The 15,997-nt window shown below is 71.9% G+C and carries 18 protein-coding genes; 9 read left to right on the forward strand and 9 right to left on the reverse strand.

Annotated features, from left to right (window positions below; genetic code table 11):
• Positions 1 to 69: 69 nt before the first annotated feature.
• From ABGB14_RS00365 to ABGB14_RS00380, 4 genes are all read right to left on the reverse strand, one after another.
• A complete protein-coding gene (locus ABGB14_RS00365) occupies positions 70 to 1,521 on the reverse strand; it encodes an ATP-binding protein (RefSeq protein ID WP_347641468.1) in 1,452 nt (483 codons plus the stop codon).
• On the reverse strand, positions 1,518 to 3,167 hold the full coding sequence (locus ABGB14_RS00370) for an FAD-dependent oxidoreductase (protein ID WP_347641469.1): 1,650 nt from the start codon (positions 3,165 to 3,167) through the stop codon (positions 1,518 to 1,520). Before ABGB14_RS00370 ends, ABGB14_RS00365 begins: the two co-directional genes overlap by 4 nt.
• A gap of 129 nt (positions 3,168 to 3,296) precedes the next feature.
• Positions 3,297 to 4,058, reverse strand: coding sequence for an SDR family oxidoreductase (locus ABGB14_RS00375; protein WP_347641470.1), 762 nt, complete (start codon positions 4,056 to 4,058; stop codon positions 3,297 to 3,299).
• Between the two features lie 263 nt (positions 4,059 to 4,321).
• On the reverse strand, positions 4,322 to 5,167 hold the full coding sequence (locus tag ABGB14_RS00380; protein ID WP_347641471.1) for an RNA polymerase sigma-70 factor: 846 nt from the start codon (positions 5,165 to 5,167) through the stop codon (positions 4,322 to 4,324).
• Positions 5,168 to 5,278: 111 nt separating this feature from the next.
• Here ABGB14_RS00380 and ABGB14_RS00385 point away from each other — a divergent pair, with 111 nt between their 5' ends.
• Together ABGB14_RS00385 and ABGB14_RS00390 are read left to right on the forward strand one after the other, a co-directional pair.
• The gene (locus ABGB14_RS00385; RefSeq protein ID WP_347641472.1) at positions 5,279 to 5,953 is read left to right on the forward strand and encodes a ThuA domain-containing protein; all 675 of its coding nucleotides are present in this window, start codon (positions 5,279 to 5,281) and stop codon (positions 5,951 to 5,953) included.
• A 51-nt stretch (positions 5,954 to 6,004) separates the two neighbouring features.
• A complete protein-coding gene (locus ABGB14_RS00390; RefSeq protein WP_347641473.1) occupies positions 6,005 to 6,904 on the forward strand; it encodes a hypothetical protein in 900 nt (299 codons plus the stop codon).
• Between the two features lie 15 nt (positions 6,905 to 6,919).
• Here the strand turns inward: ABGB14_RS00390 and ABGB14_RS00395 are convergent, their stop codons facing one another.
• Positions 6,920 to 7,297, reverse strand: coding sequence for an ectoine synthase (locus ABGB14_RS00395; RefSeq protein WP_347641474.1), 378 nt, complete (start codon positions 7,295 to 7,297; stop codon positions 6,920 to 6,922).
• 16 nt (positions 7,298 to 7,313) lie between these two features.
• On the reverse strand, positions 7,314 to 7,943 hold the full coding sequence (locus tag ABGB14_RS00400; RefSeq protein WP_347641475.1) for a flavodoxin family protein: 630 nt from the start codon (positions 7,941 to 7,943) through the stop codon (positions 7,314 to 7,316).
• Positions 7,944 to 8,054: 111 nt separating this feature from the next.
• On the opposite strand from ABGB14_RS00400, the gene ABGB14_RS00405 reads away from it, so the two are divergent.
• The gene (locus ABGB14_RS00405; protein ID WP_347641476.1) at positions 8,055 to 8,996 is read left to right on the forward strand and encodes a LysR family transcriptional regulator; all 942 of its coding nucleotides are present in this window, start codon (positions 8,055 to 8,057) and stop codon (positions 8,994 to 8,996) included.
• On the opposite strand, the gene ABGB14_RS00410 is transcribed toward ABGB14_RS00405, so the two are convergent.
• Together ABGB14_RS00410 and ABGB14_RS00415 are read right to left on the reverse strand one after the other, a co-directional pair.
• A complete protein-coding gene (locus tag ABGB14_RS00410; RefSeq protein WP_347641477.1) occupies positions 8,960 to 9,580 on the reverse strand; it encodes a MerR family transcriptional regulator in 621 nt (206 codons plus the stop codon). The genes ABGB14_RS00405 and ABGB14_RS00410 overlap by 37 nt on opposite strands.
• A 15-nt stretch (positions 9,581 to 9,595) precedes the next feature.
• Positions 9,596 to 10,444: a LysR family transcriptional regulator gene (locus ABGB14_RS00415; RefSeq protein ID WP_347641478.1), complete on the reverse strand. Its 849-nt coding sequence runs from the start codon at positions 10,442 to 10,444 to the stop codon at positions 9,596 to 9,598.
• A gap of 357 nt (positions 10,445 to 10,801) precedes the next feature.
• Between ABGB14_RS00415 and ABGB14_RS00420 the strand changes: the two genes are divergently transcribed.
• Genes ABGB14_RS00420 through ABGB14_RS00435 form a run of 4 tightly spaced genes read left to right on the forward strand, consistent with a single transcriptional unit; the run spans position 10,802 to position 13,165 of the window.
• Positions 10,802 to 11,875, forward strand: coding sequence for an acetyl-CoA acetyltransferase (locus tag ABGB14_RS00420; RefSeq protein ID WP_347641479.1), 1,074 nt, complete (start codon positions 10,802 to 10,804; stop codon positions 11,873 to 11,875).
• A 13-nt stretch (positions 11,876 to 11,888) separates the two neighbouring features.
• Positions 11,889 to 12,326 (forward strand): sigma-70 family RNA polymerase sigma factor, encoded by a 438-nt coding sequence (locus ABGB14_RS00425; RefSeq protein WP_347643098.1) that lies wholly within the window; start codon positions 11,889 to 11,891, stop codon positions 12,324 to 12,326.
• Positions 12,327 to 12,363: 37 nt separating this feature from the next.
• Positions 12,364 to 12,603 (forward strand): hypothetical protein, encoded by a 240-nt coding sequence (locus tag ABGB14_RS00430; protein ID WP_347641480.1) that lies wholly within the window; start codon positions 12,364 to 12,366, stop codon positions 12,601 to 12,603.
• Between the two features lie 22 nt (positions 12,604 to 12,625).
• Entirely contained in the window at positions 12,626 to 13,165 is a 540-nt protein-coding gene (locus ABGB14_RS00435; protein ID WP_347641481.1) for a hypothetical protein, read from the forward strand.
• Positions 13,166 to 13,221: 56 nt separating this feature from the next.
• On the opposite strand, the gene ABGB14_RS00440 is transcribed toward ABGB14_RS00435, so the two are convergent.
• Positions 13,222 to 14,253, reverse strand: coding sequence for a BadF/BadG/BcrA/BcrD ATPase family protein (locus ABGB14_RS00440; RefSeq protein WP_347641482.1), 1,032 nt, complete (start codon positions 14,251 to 14,253; stop codon positions 13,222 to 13,224).
• A 60-nt stretch (positions 14,254 to 14,313) separates the two neighbouring features.
• Between ABGB14_RS00440 and ABGB14_RS00445 the strand changes: the two genes are divergently transcribed.
• Both ABGB14_RS00445 and ABGB14_RS00450 read left to right on the forward strand, forming a co-directional pair.
• Positions 14,314 to 15,213: a MurR/RpiR family transcriptional regulator gene (locus ABGB14_RS00445; RefSeq protein ID WP_347641483.1), complete on the forward strand. Its 900-nt coding sequence runs from the start codon at positions 14,314 to 14,316 to the stop codon at positions 15,211 to 15,213.
• A complete protein-coding gene (locus ABGB14_RS00450) occupies positions 15,210 to 15,989 on the forward strand; it encodes an SIS domain-containing protein (protein ID WP_347641484.1) in 780 nt (259 codons plus the stop codon). The genes ABGB14_RS00445 and ABGB14_RS00450 overlap by 4 nt, the downstream gene beginning before the upstream one ends.
• Positions 15,990 to 15,997 lie beyond the last annotated feature (8 nt).

Here is a 15,997-nt window from a genome sequence, read left to right on the forward strand (position 1 = left end):
CATTACACGGGGTCACGACTCATCATGACAAGTCGAGATTGCCGGTGGTTTACCGCGTGCGCCGCATCCTCAGGCGTTTGCGGATGGCTCGGGGACCGCCGCGGGCTCGCGCAACGGCAGCCGTACCTCGAACCAGGTGTCACCCGGCTTCGAGCGCACCTTGATCTCCCCGCCGTGCCGCCCGGCCACGATCCGGTAGGAGATGTCGAGACCCAGCCCGGTGCCCTCGCCCACGGTCTTCGTGGTGAAGAACGGCTCGAAGATGCGGTCCCTGATCGCCTCGGGAACGCCCGGACCGGTGTCGCCGATCTCGACGATCGCCTCGTCCTCGTCGTGCGCGGTGCGGATGGTCAGCGTGCCCGACTCGCCCATGGCGTCGAGCGCGTTGTGCATCAGGTTGGTCCACACCTGGTTGAGCTCGCCCGCGTAGCAGGGGATCAGCGGCAGCGTGCGGTCGTAGTCGGTGACCACCGTGACGCCCGGCGCGATCTTGCCGCGGAAGATCGCGACCGTGCTGTCGAGCAGGTCGTGCACGTCGACCATCTGGAACGGGGCCCGGTCCATCTGGGAGTACTGCTTGGCCGAGCGGATCAGCGAGGTGATGCGCTCGGTCGCCTCGGTCACCTCGCTCAGCATCTGCGAGATCTCGATCGCGTCGGCCAGCCAGCGCAGCGCGGCCGGGGTGTGCTCCTCGCCCACCTTGCCGCGGATCTTCCTCAGGTCGTCGCCGGAGAACCCGGCGTTGACCAGCGCCGGCGCCAGGTCCCACGCGTCCTCGACGCCCGCCTCGTCCAGCTCCTCGCCGAGCGCGTCCTCGGCGTCGGAGATCTCCATCGGCGAGCGCTGCTGCCTGCCCAGGGCTTCGGTGCAGTGCTCCTGGACCTCGACCAGCGTGCGGAGCTTGTCGGGCGCGATGCCGTCCTGGGCGAGCTGGGCGAGCTGCAACCGCGAGGTCCGCAGCAGCGTGCGCAGCTCGCTGACCGCGCGTACGGCGGCCGCGGCCGGGTTGTTCAGCTCATGGGTGAGCCCGGCCGTGATCGTGCCGAGCGCGGTGAGCCGCTGCCGCCGGTCGATGATCTCCCGCTGCATCCTGCCGCCCGACAGCAGGCCGTCGAGCAGGTGCATCGCCATGGGGAACCACTCGGCCACGATGTAGGCGAACTTCTTGGCCGGCAGCATGAAGATCCGCGACGGGGCCGTGGCCCGCAGCGTGTGCTGGTAGGTCTGCGGCGCCCGCTCGCCGAGGTAGGCCGAGGTGGCGCCGCCGTAGACGCCGGGCTGCGAGGTGCGGGGCATGGCGACGGTGCCGGCGCTGACCGTCTCGCTGATCATCTGCACCTCGCCCTCGATCAGCACCGCGAAGCACTCCGCCGGCTCGCCCTGCCGCACGATGTCCTCGTCCTGCGCGTACGTCTGTACCGCGCCGCTGCCGGCGAGCTTGGTGAGCTGCTCGTCGGTCAGCCGCTCGAACAGGAAGAGTTTGCGCATCTCGTCGATGTCGATGCTCGTCTGCCGGCTCATTGCTTCTCCAGGTAGCGGTGCACGAGCGCGACGGCCATCGCGCCCTCCCCGACGGCGGAGGCCACTCTCTTGATCGACTCGGCGCGTACGTCGCCCGCGGCCAGCACCCCTGGCACGTTCGTCTCCAGGTAGTACGGCTCGCGCCGCAGCGGCCAGTTGCGCGGCCGCCGTCCCCCCTGCACCAGGTCGGGCCCGGTCAGCACGAATCCCCGCGCGTCCCGCTCGATCGTCTCCCCGAGCCAGGACGTGTACGGCTCGGCACCGATGAACACGAACAACCACTGGGCGTCGACGTCGCGCTCCTCGCCCTTGGACGACAACCTCAGCCGCTCCAGGTGGTCGCTGCCGCCGCCGCCGACGACCTCCGTCTGGAGGTGCACCTCGACGTTGGGCAGCGCGGCGATCTGCTCGATGAGGTAGTGAGACATGGACTTCTCCAAACCATCACTCCTCACCAACAAGTGGACCTTGCTCGCGAATCCCGACAGGTAGACGGCCGCCTGCCCGGCCGAGTTGGCCGCGCCCACGATGTAGACCTCGGTGTCCTTGCACGACGGGGCCTCGGTCAGGGCCGCGCCGTAGAACACGCCCCGGCTCACGAACTCGTCGAGTCCCGGGGCCTCCAGCCGGCGGTAGGTGACGCCGGTCGCCAGGATCACCGCGTGGGCCGCGATCTCCCCGCCGTCCCTGAACCCGATCACCCGCGCCTGCCCGCGCGGCTCCAGCATGGTCACCTTCCGCGCGGTCAGCAGCTCCGCCCCGAACTTGAGCGCCTGCCTGCGCGCCCGGTCGGCCAGCTGCTGGCCGGAGACGCCGTCGGGGAACCCCAGGTAGTTCTCGATGCGGGAGCTCTGGCCGGCCTGGCCGCCCGACGAGTACGCCTCGACCATCACCGTGTTGAGCCCCTCCGACGCGCCGTAGACGGCCGCGCCGAGCCCGGCCGGCCCGCCGCCCACCACGATCAGGTCGTAGAAGTCGGTGGCCGGAGTGGTGGACAGCCCCACCGCCGTGGCCAGCTCGGACTGGTCGGGCGACTCCAGCGTGGTGCCGTCGGCGGTCACCACCAGCGGCAGGTGGCAGCCCTCGCCGGCCGCGCTCACCAGCTGCGCGCCCTCCGGGTCCTCGGCCAGCATCCACTGGTACGGCACGTGGTTGCGGGCCAGGAAGTCGCGCACCTTGTAGGACGGCGCGGACCACCGGTCGCCCACCACGCGCAGCTCCGACCGCTCGACCCTGTCGGTGCGCAGCCAGGCGTCGAGCTGCCCGTCGATCACCGGGTAGAACTTCTCCTCCGGCGGATCCCACGGCTTGAGCAGGTAGTGGTCGAGGTCGACCACGTTGATCGCCTGGATCGCGGCGTCGGTGTCGGCGTAGGCCGTCAGCAACACCCGGCGCGCGTACGGGTACAGGTCCATCGCGGCCTCGAGGAACTGCACGCCGTTCATCTGCGGCATGCGGTAGTCGGCCAGGATGGCCGCCACCTCGACGCCGCGCAGCCGCATCTCCCTGACCGCCTCGATGCCGTCCCTGGCCGCTTCCGCGCGGACGACCCGGTAGTCCTGGCCATAGCGGCGTCTCAGGTCACGGGCGACTGCCCGCGAGACGCCCGGGTCGTCGTCCACCGTCACGATGACCGGCTTCTCCATGCCGTTACGCCCCTGCCTTATCGCACTCCGTCCCTTAAGGGAAGGATGTCATGTGCTGAGCGCTGCCTGAGCACCCGCTCCACCAGGTCCGCGTAAGGCCTTCGAGCAGGCCTTCCACAGCCACGGCAGTCAGGCGATGACGTGGCTCTCCCCGCCGTCGACCAGCAGCGAGACCCCGTTCACGAACGACGCCCGCTCGCCGGCCAGGAACGCCACCACGTCGCCGACCTCCTCGGCGCGCCCGATGCGGCCGACGGGCACGGACTCGCCCCGCTGCCGCAGCGCCTCCTCGCCGCCCGCCAGCTCCCGCAGCCGCTCGGTCTCGATCGGGCCCGGCATCACGTTGTTGACCAGCACGCCGTCACGGCCGACCTCGCGGGCGAGCGTGCGCACCACGCCGGCCACGGCCGAGCGGGTGGCGTTGGACAGCGCCAGGCCGTCGATCGCCTCCCGGGCCGACCTGCTGGTGACCGTGACGATCCGGCCCCAGCCGCGGGCGCGCATCTCCGGCAGGACGGCGTGGATCAGGCGTACGGTGCCGAGCAGGTTGCGCTGGATCGCGACGTCCCACTCCTCCAGCCCCACCTCGTCGAACCGGCCGGCCGGCGGACCGCCCGCGTTGGCCACGAGGATGTCGATCGGGCCGAGCACGTCGCGGGTCTCCTCGACCACCCGCCTGGCGGTCGCCGGGTCCTCCACGTCGGCCAGCACGGCGTGCACGACCTTGCCGTATTCCTGCAGCTCCACCACCGCGTCCGCGAGCCGTTCCGGGCTGCGGGCGCTGACGCAGACGTCGCAGCCCTCGCGCGCGAGGCTCTTGGCCGCGGCGAGCCCGATGCCCGCGCTGCCTCCGGTGACGAGGGCGACCTTGCCCGAGATGCCGAGATCCATCAGAGCCTCCTAAGGGGACCGTCGCCTTCGGGCGATCGGGGAATCGGGAGCGGGAGGGCCGCCAGGGCCTGAGCGTGCAGTGGCAGATCCTCGGACATTGTCGCCACCTCCGGATAGGATCGAGCTTGTGCTTTCGGGCATCGGTCAGGGCTTGGCCGTCGTCTCCGGCGCAAGCGGGGCGAGAAGCCGCTCCCTTCAGGAAGCGGAGGAGTCACAGGCGTGACTATAGGTCGTGGGAGCGCCCGGACCGGCAAGGCCGGGCGTCACATCTTGTGCACGCGTACAAGCTTGTCCGGGTTGAGGATGGCGTAGATGTCCGTGATGCGGCCGTCGTGGACGTTCACCAGCACGATCTGGTCGCCTTCCTCCGAGCGCGTCCAGAACGCCGGGCTGCCGTTGACGTCCAGCAGCCGCACGTCCGTGAACGCGTAGCGGTGCACCAGCGCGGACAGGAAGGCCAGCACCTTGCGCCGGCCGGCGACCGGCCGCAGCGCCGCCTTGACCTTGCCGCCGCCGTCGTTCCACGAGACCACGTCCTCGTGCAACAGCTCGGTGAGCGCGTCCATGTCGCCGCCCTTCGCCGCCTCCATGAACTTCACCAGCAACTCGGTGTGGTCCGCCGTCGACGGCTGGAACCTGTCACGCCCCTCGGCGAGCCGCGTGGACGCCCGGTGGTGCAGCTGCCTGGCGTTGGCCACGGAGGATTCGACGATCTCGGCGATCTCGGCGTACGGCAGCTCGAACGCCTCCCGCAACACGAACACCGCCCGCTCCGGCGGCGAGAGCCGCTCCATCATGTGCAGGGTGGCGAAAGAGACGGTGTCGCGCAGCTCGGCGGTGTCCAGCGGGCCGGCCTCCGACGTCAGCACCGGCTCGGGCAGCCACGGCCCGGTGTAGGCCTCCCGCTTGACCCGCGCGGAGCGGAGCTGGTCGAGGGCCAGCCGCGAGACCACGGTCACCAGGAACGCCCGCGGCTCCCTGATCGCGTCGTGGCCGGTGCCCTGCCAGCGCAGCCACGCCTCCTGCACGACGTCCTCGGCGTCCCACATGCTGCCGAGCAGGCGGTAGGCCAGCCCGAGCAGCATGGGCCGGTGCTCCTCGAAGTCCACGCTGGCATCATGCCCCGTCACCCCGGCGGGAGGTGCGCCGGGGGGTGGCCGGTGCGGGGACGTGACGGTTCACGGGTGGTAATGCCGCGGCAAGCATGATGGGCTGGACGGGTGGCGAGAAATCTGATCCTCTCAGGGGGCCTGTTCCACGACTTCGCCGCCACGTCGGAGGCACTCGCCGGAGTGCTCTCCGAGGTCGGGGTCGAGTCGGAGATCACCGAGGACATCGCGGGAGCGCTGAGCGAGCCGTCGGAGGTCCAGCTCATCACCGTCAACGCGCTGCGCTGGCAGATGGGTCACGACCGTTTCGCCGGCCAGCGGGCCGCCCGGGCCTTCTCCTTACCGGCCGAGGCCCGCACCACCCTGCTCGACCACCTCGACCGGGGCGGCGGGCTGCTGTGCATGCACACCGCGTCGATCTGCTTCGACGACTGGCAGGGCTGGCCGCGGGTCCTGGGCGGCTGCTGGAGCTGGCCCAAGTCCCACCATCCGCCGCTGGGGTGGACGGGGGTGCGGGTGCACGGCGGGCATCCCGTGGTCGAGGGCCTGCGCGACTTCGACGTGGTCGACGAGGTCTACAGCGACCTCGACGTGCTGCCCGACGTCAGGCCGCTGGCCTCGTCGAACGGCCAGCCGCTCGTCTGGGCGCGGCCGGTCCGGCGTGGCCGGGTGCTCTACGACGCGCTGGGTCACGACACCAGGTCCTACGACAACGAGATCCACCGCACGCTGCTCCAGCGGGCGGCGTTGTGGCTGCTCAAACGGCCCGTCACGATCCGCGAGTGACATGTCCGGAAGCTACAAGACCAGGGGCGGCGATCCGGGCACGATGACCGTATGAACGTGAATCTCTCCGCGATCCCCGGCTTCCTGGCCGGGCACGCGCGTGTCCTTGACCGCCGCCGCTACGACCTGCTGACGGGCGAGGGCGACGCCGCCTCCGTGCTGGCCGCCCTCGACGCCTACCGCAATCCCGACGGCGGCTACGGCTGGGGCCTGGAGCCCGACCTGCGCACCCCCGAGAGCCAGCCGGGAGCGGCGCTGCACGCCTTCGCGGTGTTCGGGGACGTCGCCCCGCACGTCACGCCCCGCACCTCGCCGCACGCCGCGGCGTTGTGCGACTGGCTGGACTCGGTGACGCTGCCCGACGGCGGGCTGCCGTTCTCGTTGCCGCTCACGGTCTCCGAGGCCAGCGCGCCCTGGTGGCTGAGCGGCGACCCGGCCGTCTCGTCCCTGCAGATCACCTCCGTGACCGCGGCCGCGGCTCACCAGGTCGCCGCGTACGACCCGGCCGTCGCCGCGCATCCGTGGCTGGAGCGGGCCACCCGCTACTGCCTCGACGCGATCCAGCGGCTGGAGGGCATGCCGCACGCGTACGTGCTGCTGTTCTCCGTGCGCTTCCTCGACGCCGTCCACGACAGCCGGCCGGAGGCGGCCGGGCTGCTCAAGCGGCTGGGCGGCCACATCCCCGCGGACGGGCGGGTGCCGGTCGAGGGCGGCACCGAGGACGAGGCGCTGCGGCCGCTCGACTTCGCGCCCCTCCCAGGGAGGCCGGCCCGCGGTCTGTTCGAGCCCGAGGTGATCGCCGCCGATCTCGTGCGGCTGGCGGGGGAGCAGCAGGACGACGGCGGGTGGGTCGTCGACTTCGCCCGCATCTCGCCCGCCGGGGCGCTCGACTGGCGCGGGGACGTCACGGTCGGCGCCGTGCGCACACTGCGGGCCAACGGCATGGTCTAGCCGGCATGGGGTTCGTCAGAATCCGGATGGGCGTCCCGGCGCGAGATCGTGGTTCTCGTCCCCCTCGAGCGGAGGGGTGAACACGCAGATGAGCCGCATCCCGCCGGCCGAGGTCAGGCGGTGTTCCTCGCCAGGGTCCGGTGCGTAGAGCGTGCCCGGGGCGATGGTGAACAGCCCGCCGGCCGTCTCGACCCGGCCCTCGCCCTCGACGCAGTAGCAGGCTTCGAGATGCCGGTCGTAGCGGAGGAGGGTGGTCGTGCCCGGACGCACGCGGGTGTCGGTGAGCGTGTAGCCGCGTCCGTCGGCCGCGACGAGGAGGCGGCGGCTCGTGCCGTTGGTCCAGTCGACGTCCCGCGCGGTTCCCAGCACGTCGTCGAGCGTCCGGATGAGCATCGTGACTCCCGTGCGGTCAGGGCCACACCACACCGTTGCGCACGGTGTCGATGCGGTGGTCGCTCACGTGTCCTTCGAACAGGCGCGTCCCGAGACCGTACGCCTGGGCCAGCGGATCGGCAGGGTCGCGCGCCACCTCCCCGCGCGAGTTGGCGACGCCGCGCACGACGCCGACCAGGTCGTGGTGGAGATAGCGGGCGAGCTCCTGCATCTGCGCGGTGACGCCGACCATCGAGCCCGGGTAGGTCTCCTCGGAGCTCACCACGACGGCCATCCGCTTGCCGACCAGGCGCCGCGTGACTTCAGCGCTGTCGGGGTAGCCGGCCTTGATGTAGCAGAAGAGGCGATCGATGAAGATCTTCAACTGTCCCGCGACGCCGTACCAGTAGAGCGGGGTGGCGAGGACGAGCGCGTCGGCCGGAAGGACCTGCCGCCGCAGCAGTGTTTCGTAGCCGTCCCCGATCGAGCATGCTCCGTCAGCCTGCCGGCACGTGCGGCAGTCGCGCAGCGGCGCCGCGACCGCGTCGGTCAGGTCGGCGAGCTCGACCTCGTGCCCGCGGCTCGCCGCACCCTCGAGAACGGTCTCCGCCAGCAGGCGGGAGTTGCCGTCCTTGCGGGGGCTCGCGCTCAGGGCGAGGGCCTTCATGAGCCGTGCACCTCTTCCTCTTCTCGGTGTCTGTGCCCGGATCCCATCGTGCCGTCCGCGAACCGTGAAGACAATCAAATGATTACGGCCGGTAATGGTAAGTTGATGTGCATGGTTGATCCGGCTCGCCTGAAGGTGCTCGTGGCGCTGCACGAGCAGGGCACGCTCCACGCCGCGGCCGCCACGCTGCACATCTCTCCGTCGGCCGCCTCGCAACAACTGGCGACGCTGACCCGCGAGGCGGGGGTGCCGCTCGCCGAGGCCGACGGCCGCAAGCTGCGCCTCACCGACGCCGGCCGCGTGCTCGTCGACCACGCCTATGCCATGCTCGCGCTTCTCGAGCGGGCGATGGGAGAGATCCAGTCCACCGTGGACGGCGAGCTGGGGCGGATCACGGTGGGCTCCTTCCCCTCGACGATCTCGTCCCTGCTCATTCCGGCGGCGCTCCTGATCCGCGACAGCCGTCCCCGGCTGCGGGTCGACATCCGCGAGGTCGCGGTGCCCGGCTGCCTCGACCAGCTCGCCGGCGGAGATCTCGACGTGGTCGTCGCGGTGGAGGCCGAGGGGGCGCCCTCCGGCGACGACGCGAGATACACCAGGGTCGAGCTGGGCACCGACGACTTCGACCTCGCCCTGCCGATCGCGCACCCGTCGGCGCGCGCGCCGGCCACCGCCCTGTCGCTGCTCCAAGGTGAGGAGTGGGTCAGCACCCTCGAAGGCGACGCCTGCGACCGCCTGCTGCACCTCGCCTGCGCCTCCGCCGGCTTCCGCCCGCGGGTGCGGCATCGCGCCGGCGACTGGACGGCGATCCTGGCCCTGGTCGAAGCGGGGATGGGCGTCGCCTTCATCCCCCGCGCCGCACGGCTGCCCATCCCCGCGGGGGTCGTCACCGTGGCCCCGACCGGGCACGACATCCGGCGGCACATCTACGCGGCGGTCCGGCGGGGGGCGGAGGCCCGGCCGGCGATCGCCGCGTATCTCGCGGCGCTCAGGACCGTCGCGTCGCCGGCGCGGGCCTACGAGCCGAGGCGGGCGGCCGACTCCGACTCCTGAGCCATCCTGCGCAGGGCGTCGAACGCCCGGCCGTAGAGGACCGTGCCGAGCACCAGGGCCTCCACGGCGGCGTCGCGCGGGCCGTCGAACGGGATCTTGTCCATCTCCACCTCCGACACGAGCTTCCTGGCGGCCTCGACGTAGGGCGCCAGGTCCACGGCCACGCCGAGCTGGCGCATCCTGACCAGGGTCTGGGCCAGCTCGTCGCGGGCGGGGGCGTGGGACGTGACGTCCCAGCCGAGCTCCTCGACGAGGTGGTCGACCTCGTCGCGGGCCTGCTGCCAGTCCTCCCCGGGCTCCGGCTGGGCGCCGGGGCTCAGGGCGTAGTGGGCGGTGCCCAGCATCTCGTGAAAGGGCAGCGACGCGTCGTCGACGGCGGCGACGACCTTCTTGATGGAGGACACGGAGAGCCTGCCCACGTCGAGCAGGGCGCGGATCAGGCGGAGCCGGCGCAGGTGCGACTCGTCATATTCGGCCCGCGTCGCGGCTGTCTGCAGGCCCTGGTGGAGCATGCCCTCACGCAGGTAGTACTTGATCGTGGGGATGGCCACGCCGGAACTGGCGCTCAGTTCGGAGATGCGCATCGGTAGATAATACCGCTATCCAGATCGGGCCAGATGGCGGGCCGCGCTGACCAGTTCCTGCACGTCGGCCTGCCGGTTCCAGAGGAAGACGACTTCCAGGGGTGGGACGTCCTCCTTGATAGGGATGAATGCCAGCGTGTCAGGGATTTTCGTGCCTTCGTGGACGCAGAGGGCGTAGCCCGCGCCCGACTCCACCATGTCGATGACCAGGTCGTGCGTGGCCGCCGACGGGCCGAGGCGGGGGTGCAGGCGGTGGCGTACGAACCCTTCGAGGAAACGGCGGGCGCCCGCCACCGCGTCGGACTCCGGCATGAGCAGGGGCTCCGACGCCAGGTCCGCCAGCGACAGCGCCCCGGCGGTGGCCAGGGGATGGGCGCGCGGCAGCAGCGCGCGCACCGGGAAACGGTGGACGAGCATCCGGGCCACGCCTCTCGGCATGGAGCCGGGCGCGTAGCCGAGCCCCGCCTGCAGCGCGCCGTCGGCGATGGAGACGATCTGCTCGGCCGTCCCCATGGGGGCGACGCGCAGGTTGCCGTTCTGCAGCTGGGACAGCAGGCGGGCCACCACGTCGGTCAGCCCGTCGGCCACGCCCAGGCGCGCGACGTGGCCCTCGCTCCTGGCGGCGGTCACGGCCCGCTCGAAGGCGTCGACCGCGACGGTGGCCTGGGCCAGGAACGCCTCGCCCGCCTCGGTGAGCCGCACCCCGCTCGGCGAGCGGCTGAACAGCTCGACGCCGATCTCCTTCTCCAGCGCCCTGAGCTGCTCGGACAGCGTGGGCTGGGAGATGTGCAGTGCGGTGGCGGCCCGGCGCAGGGAGCCCGCGCGCGCGATCGCCAGGGCGTAGCGGACGTAGCGTAGATCCATCGCTCACCTCGGGCGTGATGATGATGGGCTATCGGTTGATCGAACCTCGGTATTACAAGCGGCGATAGCTTCCGTGAAGATACACAGTTATCCGCCGCCGCCGATCTTCCGGTGATGCGCGGTGATCCGCTGCTCAGGCGGCTGATCCCAGGGTTCGTACCGGTCCGGGGGCACGGGCTTCGGACGGAGGAGGCGGTCGTTACGGGTGTCCGTAAACCCGGGATGCGGCCTGTTGAGCAAGCGCTTGTCTCAGCGGGTGCGGCCGGTTAGCGTGATCGGCGAGGCGCTGACGGTATGGCTCCGCCGGCCTCGCCGGAGCGGATGGCGGGCCCTACCGGAGACGCCGGAGGAGGGAACATGCAGCCGTTCGCGGGGCGGGCGGCCGTGGCCGGGATCGGCATGACGGCCCTGACCAGGGAGTCCGGGCGCACCGAGGAGGATCTCGCGGCCGAGGCGTGCCGGGCGGCCTGCGCGGACGCGGGGATCGCGTCGCGCGAGGTGGACGCGGTGCTCAGCTACCACATGAACGACTCGGCGCCGGCCGTGCGGGTGGCCAGGGCGCTCGGGATCGAGCGGCTCGGCTGGCACAACGACATCGCCGGCGGGGGCACGCAGGCGGCGTCCATCCTGGGTGACGCGGCGATGCTGATCCAGGCCCGCCTCGCCCGCAACATCCTGATCTACCGGGCGCTCAACGGGCGTTCCGGCACGCGCATGAACACCGCCCCCACCGGCATCTCCACTGGCATCTCCACGTACGGCCTGGCGGGCCCGATCCCGCTGTTCGCCATGGCCGCCACCCGCTACCTGCACGACACCGGCCTCGCCGCCGAGCACCTGCACGCCGTCGTCGCCCAGTCCAGGCAGAACGCCGCGGCCAACCCCCGCGCCCTGCGCCGCGACCCGCTCACCCTCGACGCCTACCTGGCCAGACCGTACGTCTGCACCCCGCTGCGCACGGTCGACTGCTGCCAGGAGACCGACGGGGCGTGCGCGCTGCTGGTAAGCGCCGTGCTCGACGGGCCGCGCGTGCACGCCGCGGTGCGAGGGGGAGGGCCGGGCTGCTCGTCGATGGACCGCGCGCCCGACGCCGGCACGATCTTCTCCGCGTACGTGGCCCCGATGGTGTGGGACGCCTCCGGGATGCGGCCCGCGGACGTGGACGTGGCGCTGCTGTACGACGCCTACTCGTGGCTCGTGCCCAGGCAGCTGGAGGACTTCGGCTTCGCCGCGCGCGAGGAACTCGGGACGTACCTGATGGAGCGGCGGCACGCCTGGGTCAACCCGCACGGCGGCCTGCTCTCCGAGGGATACGTGCACGGGCTGAACAACGCCGCCCAGGCCGTCAGGGAATTGCGGGCCGGACGATCCGTGGCGCTCGTGACGGGGTTCGGCGGGAGCTACGGGAGCGCCGCTCTGCTCGTGAGGTGAAAAATCAGCTGAAATCGCGGCGGACGTGGTCGCCGAGACCTTCGCCATCGCATGGCGCCGGATCGACGCCCTGCCGCCCGGCGGGCAGGCCCCGCTCTGGCTGTACGGAGTGGCCAGGAACGTGCTGGCCGACCACCGCCGCGGCCAGACCAGGCACCGGCACAGGAACGCGGAGCTCGACACCGAGATCGCCGACCTCTACGGCCACTCGCCCGAGAGCGGCGTCGAGCTCGGCACGATCGCGCGGGCCTTGCGCGAACTGCCCGACGACGACCGCGAGCTGATCTCGCTCGTCGCCTGGGAGGGCCTGGACCACGGGGAGATCGCCAAGGTATTCGGCTGCTCGCGCAACGCCGCGCGCATCCGGCTCTACCGGGCGCGCAGGCGCCTGTCCAAGGCGCTGGCAGGTGCCGGCGTCTCCGTGGGGCGCGTCGTCATGGAGTCGTTGTGACTTCCGCCCGTACGGACTTCAGCGAAAGGAAACCTCGATGAACGATCTGCAGCAGCTCGCCAGGGTCAGCGACGAGGACCTGGCAGGACAGTCATCCGGCGCGCGGGCCCGGGCGCTCCTCGCCTCGATCACCGGCGAAGCTCTCTCCACCGTCGCGAGCGACGCGGCGGACGCTCACGCCACCAGGGGCCTGTTCCGAACCCGTACCCGCCGCCAGGCCGCTGCGCGGCGAGCAGTACGTCGCCACCATCAAGGACCCGCTCGCCGAGTACGCTGAGTACACCAAGGGGTTCGCGGCGGTGGGCCTGAACGTGCGGCTGCAGCTCGTGCCCTCGTCGCCGTCCCAGGTGGGCAAGGTCACCGGCGTGCGCAGCGACGGCAGCCCCGCCGTCGGCCACCCCGACCGGTTCCCCATCGGTTCTGGCAGCGCGCCCGCGGGCTGCACGCTCGGCCGGGACGGCTGCTCGATGACCGTCACCGTGGGGAGCGACTTCACCGGTGACGCCGTCGTCAAGCTCGGCCGGCCGGCGCAGCCGGGGGACAAGTACCAGAACTGGGGACCGGCCACGGCCGCGGGCGAGATGCTCGAAGGCTACGACCCCGCGGAGAAGACCGTCGGGGAGGTGCGCGCCGAAGCCCGCGACCGCGGCCTGAAGACGGTCTTCCAGGTCATCACCCCTGGCCCCGGCAACGTCGGTTACCGGATCGACCCCGTAAGCCGGCAGGCCGAGGTCGGCGACGGCTGGATCGTCTGGAAGGCGGAGTCGGAGCGGGCCGGCGTGCTGCGCCTGCTCGTCACCCGGGAACGCCTGCCTCGCAACCCCGCCGAGCCCGCCTGACCCGACCCGCGAACCGGGTGCCGCGCCGCCTGACCGGGTCGTGAAACAGGGCGCGCCTAAGCGGGACGCGTGAAACGGGAATGGCGCGCCTCGGCCTCCTGCGGTCCCAGCAGGGGCCGCGCGGCCAGCCAGGCCGCCGCCCCCGCCGGATCTCCCGCCGTGACCGCACCCTCCAGAAGGCCTCGTACGGCGTCGCGTACGGGGCCTTCCGCCGTGAGCACGCCACCGGCCAGCACGAGGGGCAGACCGGGTTCGTGCACCCCGGAGGCGGTGCTCGCCAGCCTGGACGCGGCCTCGGCCACGATGGACACCGCCACCGGATCACCGCCCATGGCCGCCTCGCTCACCAGCGGCGCCAACTCGGCCAGCGCGAGGGGCGGCCGAGCATGGACCGCCGCCGCCAGCCGCGCCCCCGGATCGCCACCTGGGCCGTCGGGCAGCAGCCGCCCCAGAACCAGGTCCGCCAGCAACCCCTGCCCGGCCCGACCCCTCGTGGGCGAGGGGCGTGGGACGGTGAGGGCGCGGATGGTGGCGCGGGCGGCGGCGAGGCCGATCCAGAAGGCCGAGCCCTCGTCCCCGAGCAGCCAGCCGTACCCGTCGGCGGTGCCGGCGGGGGCGTGGTCGGTGATCCTGGCCGCGATCGCCCCCGTGCCCGAGATGAGCACGGTGCCCGACGGTGAGGGGGTGCCGGCGGCGAAGGCGGTCACGATGTCTCCCGTCACGCGTACCGGCGTGGCTCCGGGTACGCCCCGGTCGCCGGTGAAGTCCGCCCCGGGCAGAAGGGCGCCGAGGACGCGCTCGGTCAGCGTCGCGCACAGCGCGGGGTTGCCGGCCAAGCCCACGACCACGCCCACGACCGTGCCCTCGCCCGTGCCCGCGCCCGTGAGCGGGCACGTGCGGTGGGCCGGTCCGGGGTCCGCCAGGGTTGCGCGCACGGCGGCGGTCAGGTTGGCGGCGGCGGTGCCCATGCCGCGCGCCCCCGGATTGGCGCCGCCCGCCTGCCCGCGCCGCACCAGCGTGCCGTCCAGCGTGAACAGCGCGGCCCGTGACGAGGTGCCGCCGGCGTCGACGCCCAGAACCAGGTGCATGTCAAAAATTATTGCCGAAACACCTTGACGGCACCAGATGCTGAGCATAATTATCACCGCGTGGAACTACTGAGCCGCATCAGGGCCGAGCAGCACGACATGCCCGAGGCGCTGCGCAAGGTGGCCGATGCGATTCTCGCCGCCCCGGCGGAGGCGGCCCGGCTGACCATCGTCGACCTGGCCGAGCGGAGCGCCACGTCCACGGCCACGATCACCCGATTCTGCCGTGCCCTCGGCTTCACCGGCTACGCCGAGCTGCGGGTGGCCGTCGCCACCGAGACCGGCCGGGTGGCGCAGCAGACGTGGCAGACCGACATCGGCCGCGAGATCCTGCCCGACGACAGTCTCGACCGTGTGCTGAGCGTCGTGTCGGGCAACGACATCCGCCTGATCCAGGAGACCGGCGACCAGCTCGACCTGGCCGTGGTGGAGAAGGTCGCGCAGGCCGTGGCCAGGGCCGGGCGGGTGCTGCTGTTCGGGGTGTCGAGCAGCGCGGCCGTCGCCAGCGAGATGGAATACCGGCTGCAGCGCATGCGGGTGCCGACCTGGAGCAGGTCCGACGCCCACACCGCGCTGACGGACGCGGCGCTGCTCGGCCAGGGCGACGTGGCGATCGGCATCTCCCACAGCGGCCGGACGCGCGAGGTCATCGAGGTGCTCGCGGAGTCGGGCAGCCATGGCGCGATCACGGTGGCCGTCACCTCGCAGCCGAGGTCGCCGCTGGCCGAGGTGGCCGAGCTGGTGCTGACGACGGCGAGCCGCGCGACGAGCTACAGGTCCGAGGGGTTCGCCGCGATCCACTCGCAGCTGCTCGTCCTTGATGTCGTCTACGTGTCGGTCGCCCAGCGCACGTACGAACGTACGAAGCAGGCGTTCGACGTCACCGTGCGGGCCGTGGCCGGACACCGACTACCAGAACAGGGCCTGACAGGACCAGGCTCACCAGAAGGGGACATATGACGGTCAACCAGCGAGTCGCCCCCCAGGCTTTCGCCGAGCACATCGCGCATCTCGTCCAGGTGGTCCCGAAGGATCCGGAGATCTCGCGGGCGGCCGGCCTCTTCACCAAGGCGCTGACCGCGGGAGGCGTGATCCAGGCGTTCGGGTCGGGTCACTCGGAGGCGGTCGCCATGGAGATCGCCGGCCGCGCGGGCGGCCTCGTGCCCACCAACCGGCTCGCGCTGCGTGACATCGTCCTGTACGGCGACGCCCCCAGAGCCGATCTCGACCGCTACGACCTCGAACGCGACCCCGCCATCGCCCGCACCATCCTCGACCTGGCTCCCGTCCAGGAGCACGACCTGTTCGTCATCATCTCCAACTCGGGCGTCAACGGCGTGGTCGTCGAGCTGGCCACGCTCGTCAAGGAGCGCGGTCACGACCTGATCGCGATCACCTCGCGCGCCCACAGCGAAGCCGTCGCGTCCCGCCATCCCTCGGGCCGCCGGCTCGCCGACCTGGCCGACGTCGTCCTCGACAACCACGCCCCGTACGGCGACGCGGTCCTTCCCCTGCCCCCGTCCGGCGGAGGCTCCACAGCGCCCGCATCCATCGGCGCGGTCTCCACGATCACCTCGGCACTGCTGGCCCAGCTCGTCGTGGCCCAGACCGTCAGCAACCTGCTCGAAGCCGGTGAAGTGCCACCGGTCTACCTCTCGGCCAACGTCCCCGAGGGCGACGCGCACAACCTCCGCCTGGAGGCGCTGTACGCGGGCCGCATCCGCCGTACCGCCTGACCCGGCCG

Source organism: Nonomuraea sp. B10E15 (assembly GCF_039871615.1).
Lineage (GTDB): Bacteria > Actinomycetota > Actinomycetes > Streptosporangiales > Streptosporangiaceae > Nonomuraea.

What these genes read in the sequence shown, in the direction of transcription:
- ABGB14_RS00405 (WP_347641476.1), top strand. Translation starts at nt 8,055, where the DNA reads ATGGTTGATCCGGCTCGCCTGAAGGTGCTCGTGGCGCTGCACGAGCAG.
- ABGB14_RS00365 (WP_347641468.1), bottom strand. Translation starts at nt 1,521, where the DNA reads ATGAGCCGGCAGACGAGCATCGACATCGACGAGATGCGCAAACTCTTC.
- ABGB14_RS00430 (WP_347641480.1), top strand. Translation starts at nt 12,364, where the DNA reads ATGAACGATCTGCAGCAGCTCGCCAGGGTCAGCGACGAGGACCTGGCA.
- ABGB14_RS00450 (WP_347641484.1), top strand. Translation starts at nt 15,210, where the DNA reads ATGACGGTCAACCAGCGAGTCGCCCCCCAGGCTTTCGCCGAGCACATC.
- ABGB14_RS00440 (WP_347641482.1), bottom strand. Translation starts at nt 14,253, where the DNA reads ATGCACCTGGTTCTGGGCGTCGACGCCGGCGGCACCTCGTCACGGGCC.
- ABGB14_RS00400 (WP_347641475.1), bottom strand. Translation starts at nt 7,943, where the DNA reads ATGAAGGCCCTCGCCCTGAGCGCGAGCCCCCGCAAGGACGGCAACTCC.
- ABGB14_RS00370 (WP_347641469.1), bottom strand. Translation starts at nt 3,167, where the DNA reads ATGGAGAAGCCGGTCATCGTGACGGTGGACGACGACCCGGGCGTCTCG.
- ABGB14_RS00420 (WP_347641479.1), top strand. Translation starts at nt 10,802, where the DNA reads ATGCAGCCGTTCGCGGGGCGGGCGGCCGTGGCCGGGATCGGCATGACG.
- ABGB14_RS00375 (WP_347641470.1), bottom strand. Translation starts at nt 4,058, where the DNA reads ATGGATCTCGGCATCTCGGGCAAGGTCGCCCTCGTCACCGGAGGCAGC.
- ABGB14_RS00395 (WP_347641474.1), bottom strand. Translation starts at nt 7,297, where the DNA reads ATGCTCATCCGGACGCTCGACGACGTGCTGGGAACCGCGCGGGACGTC.
- ABGB14_RS00410 (WP_347641477.1), bottom strand. Translation starts at nt 9,580, where the DNA reads ATGCGCATCTCCGAACTGAGCGCCAGTTCCGGCGTGGCCATCCCCACG.
- ABGB14_RS00415 (WP_347641478.1), bottom strand. Translation starts at nt 10,444, where the DNA reads ATGGATCTACGCTACGTCCGCTACGCCCTGGCGATCGCGCGCGCGGGC.
- ABGB14_RS00390 (WP_347641473.1), top strand. Translation starts at nt 6,005, where the DNA reads ATGAACGTGAATCTCTCCGCGATCCCCGGCTTCCTGGCCGGGCACGCG.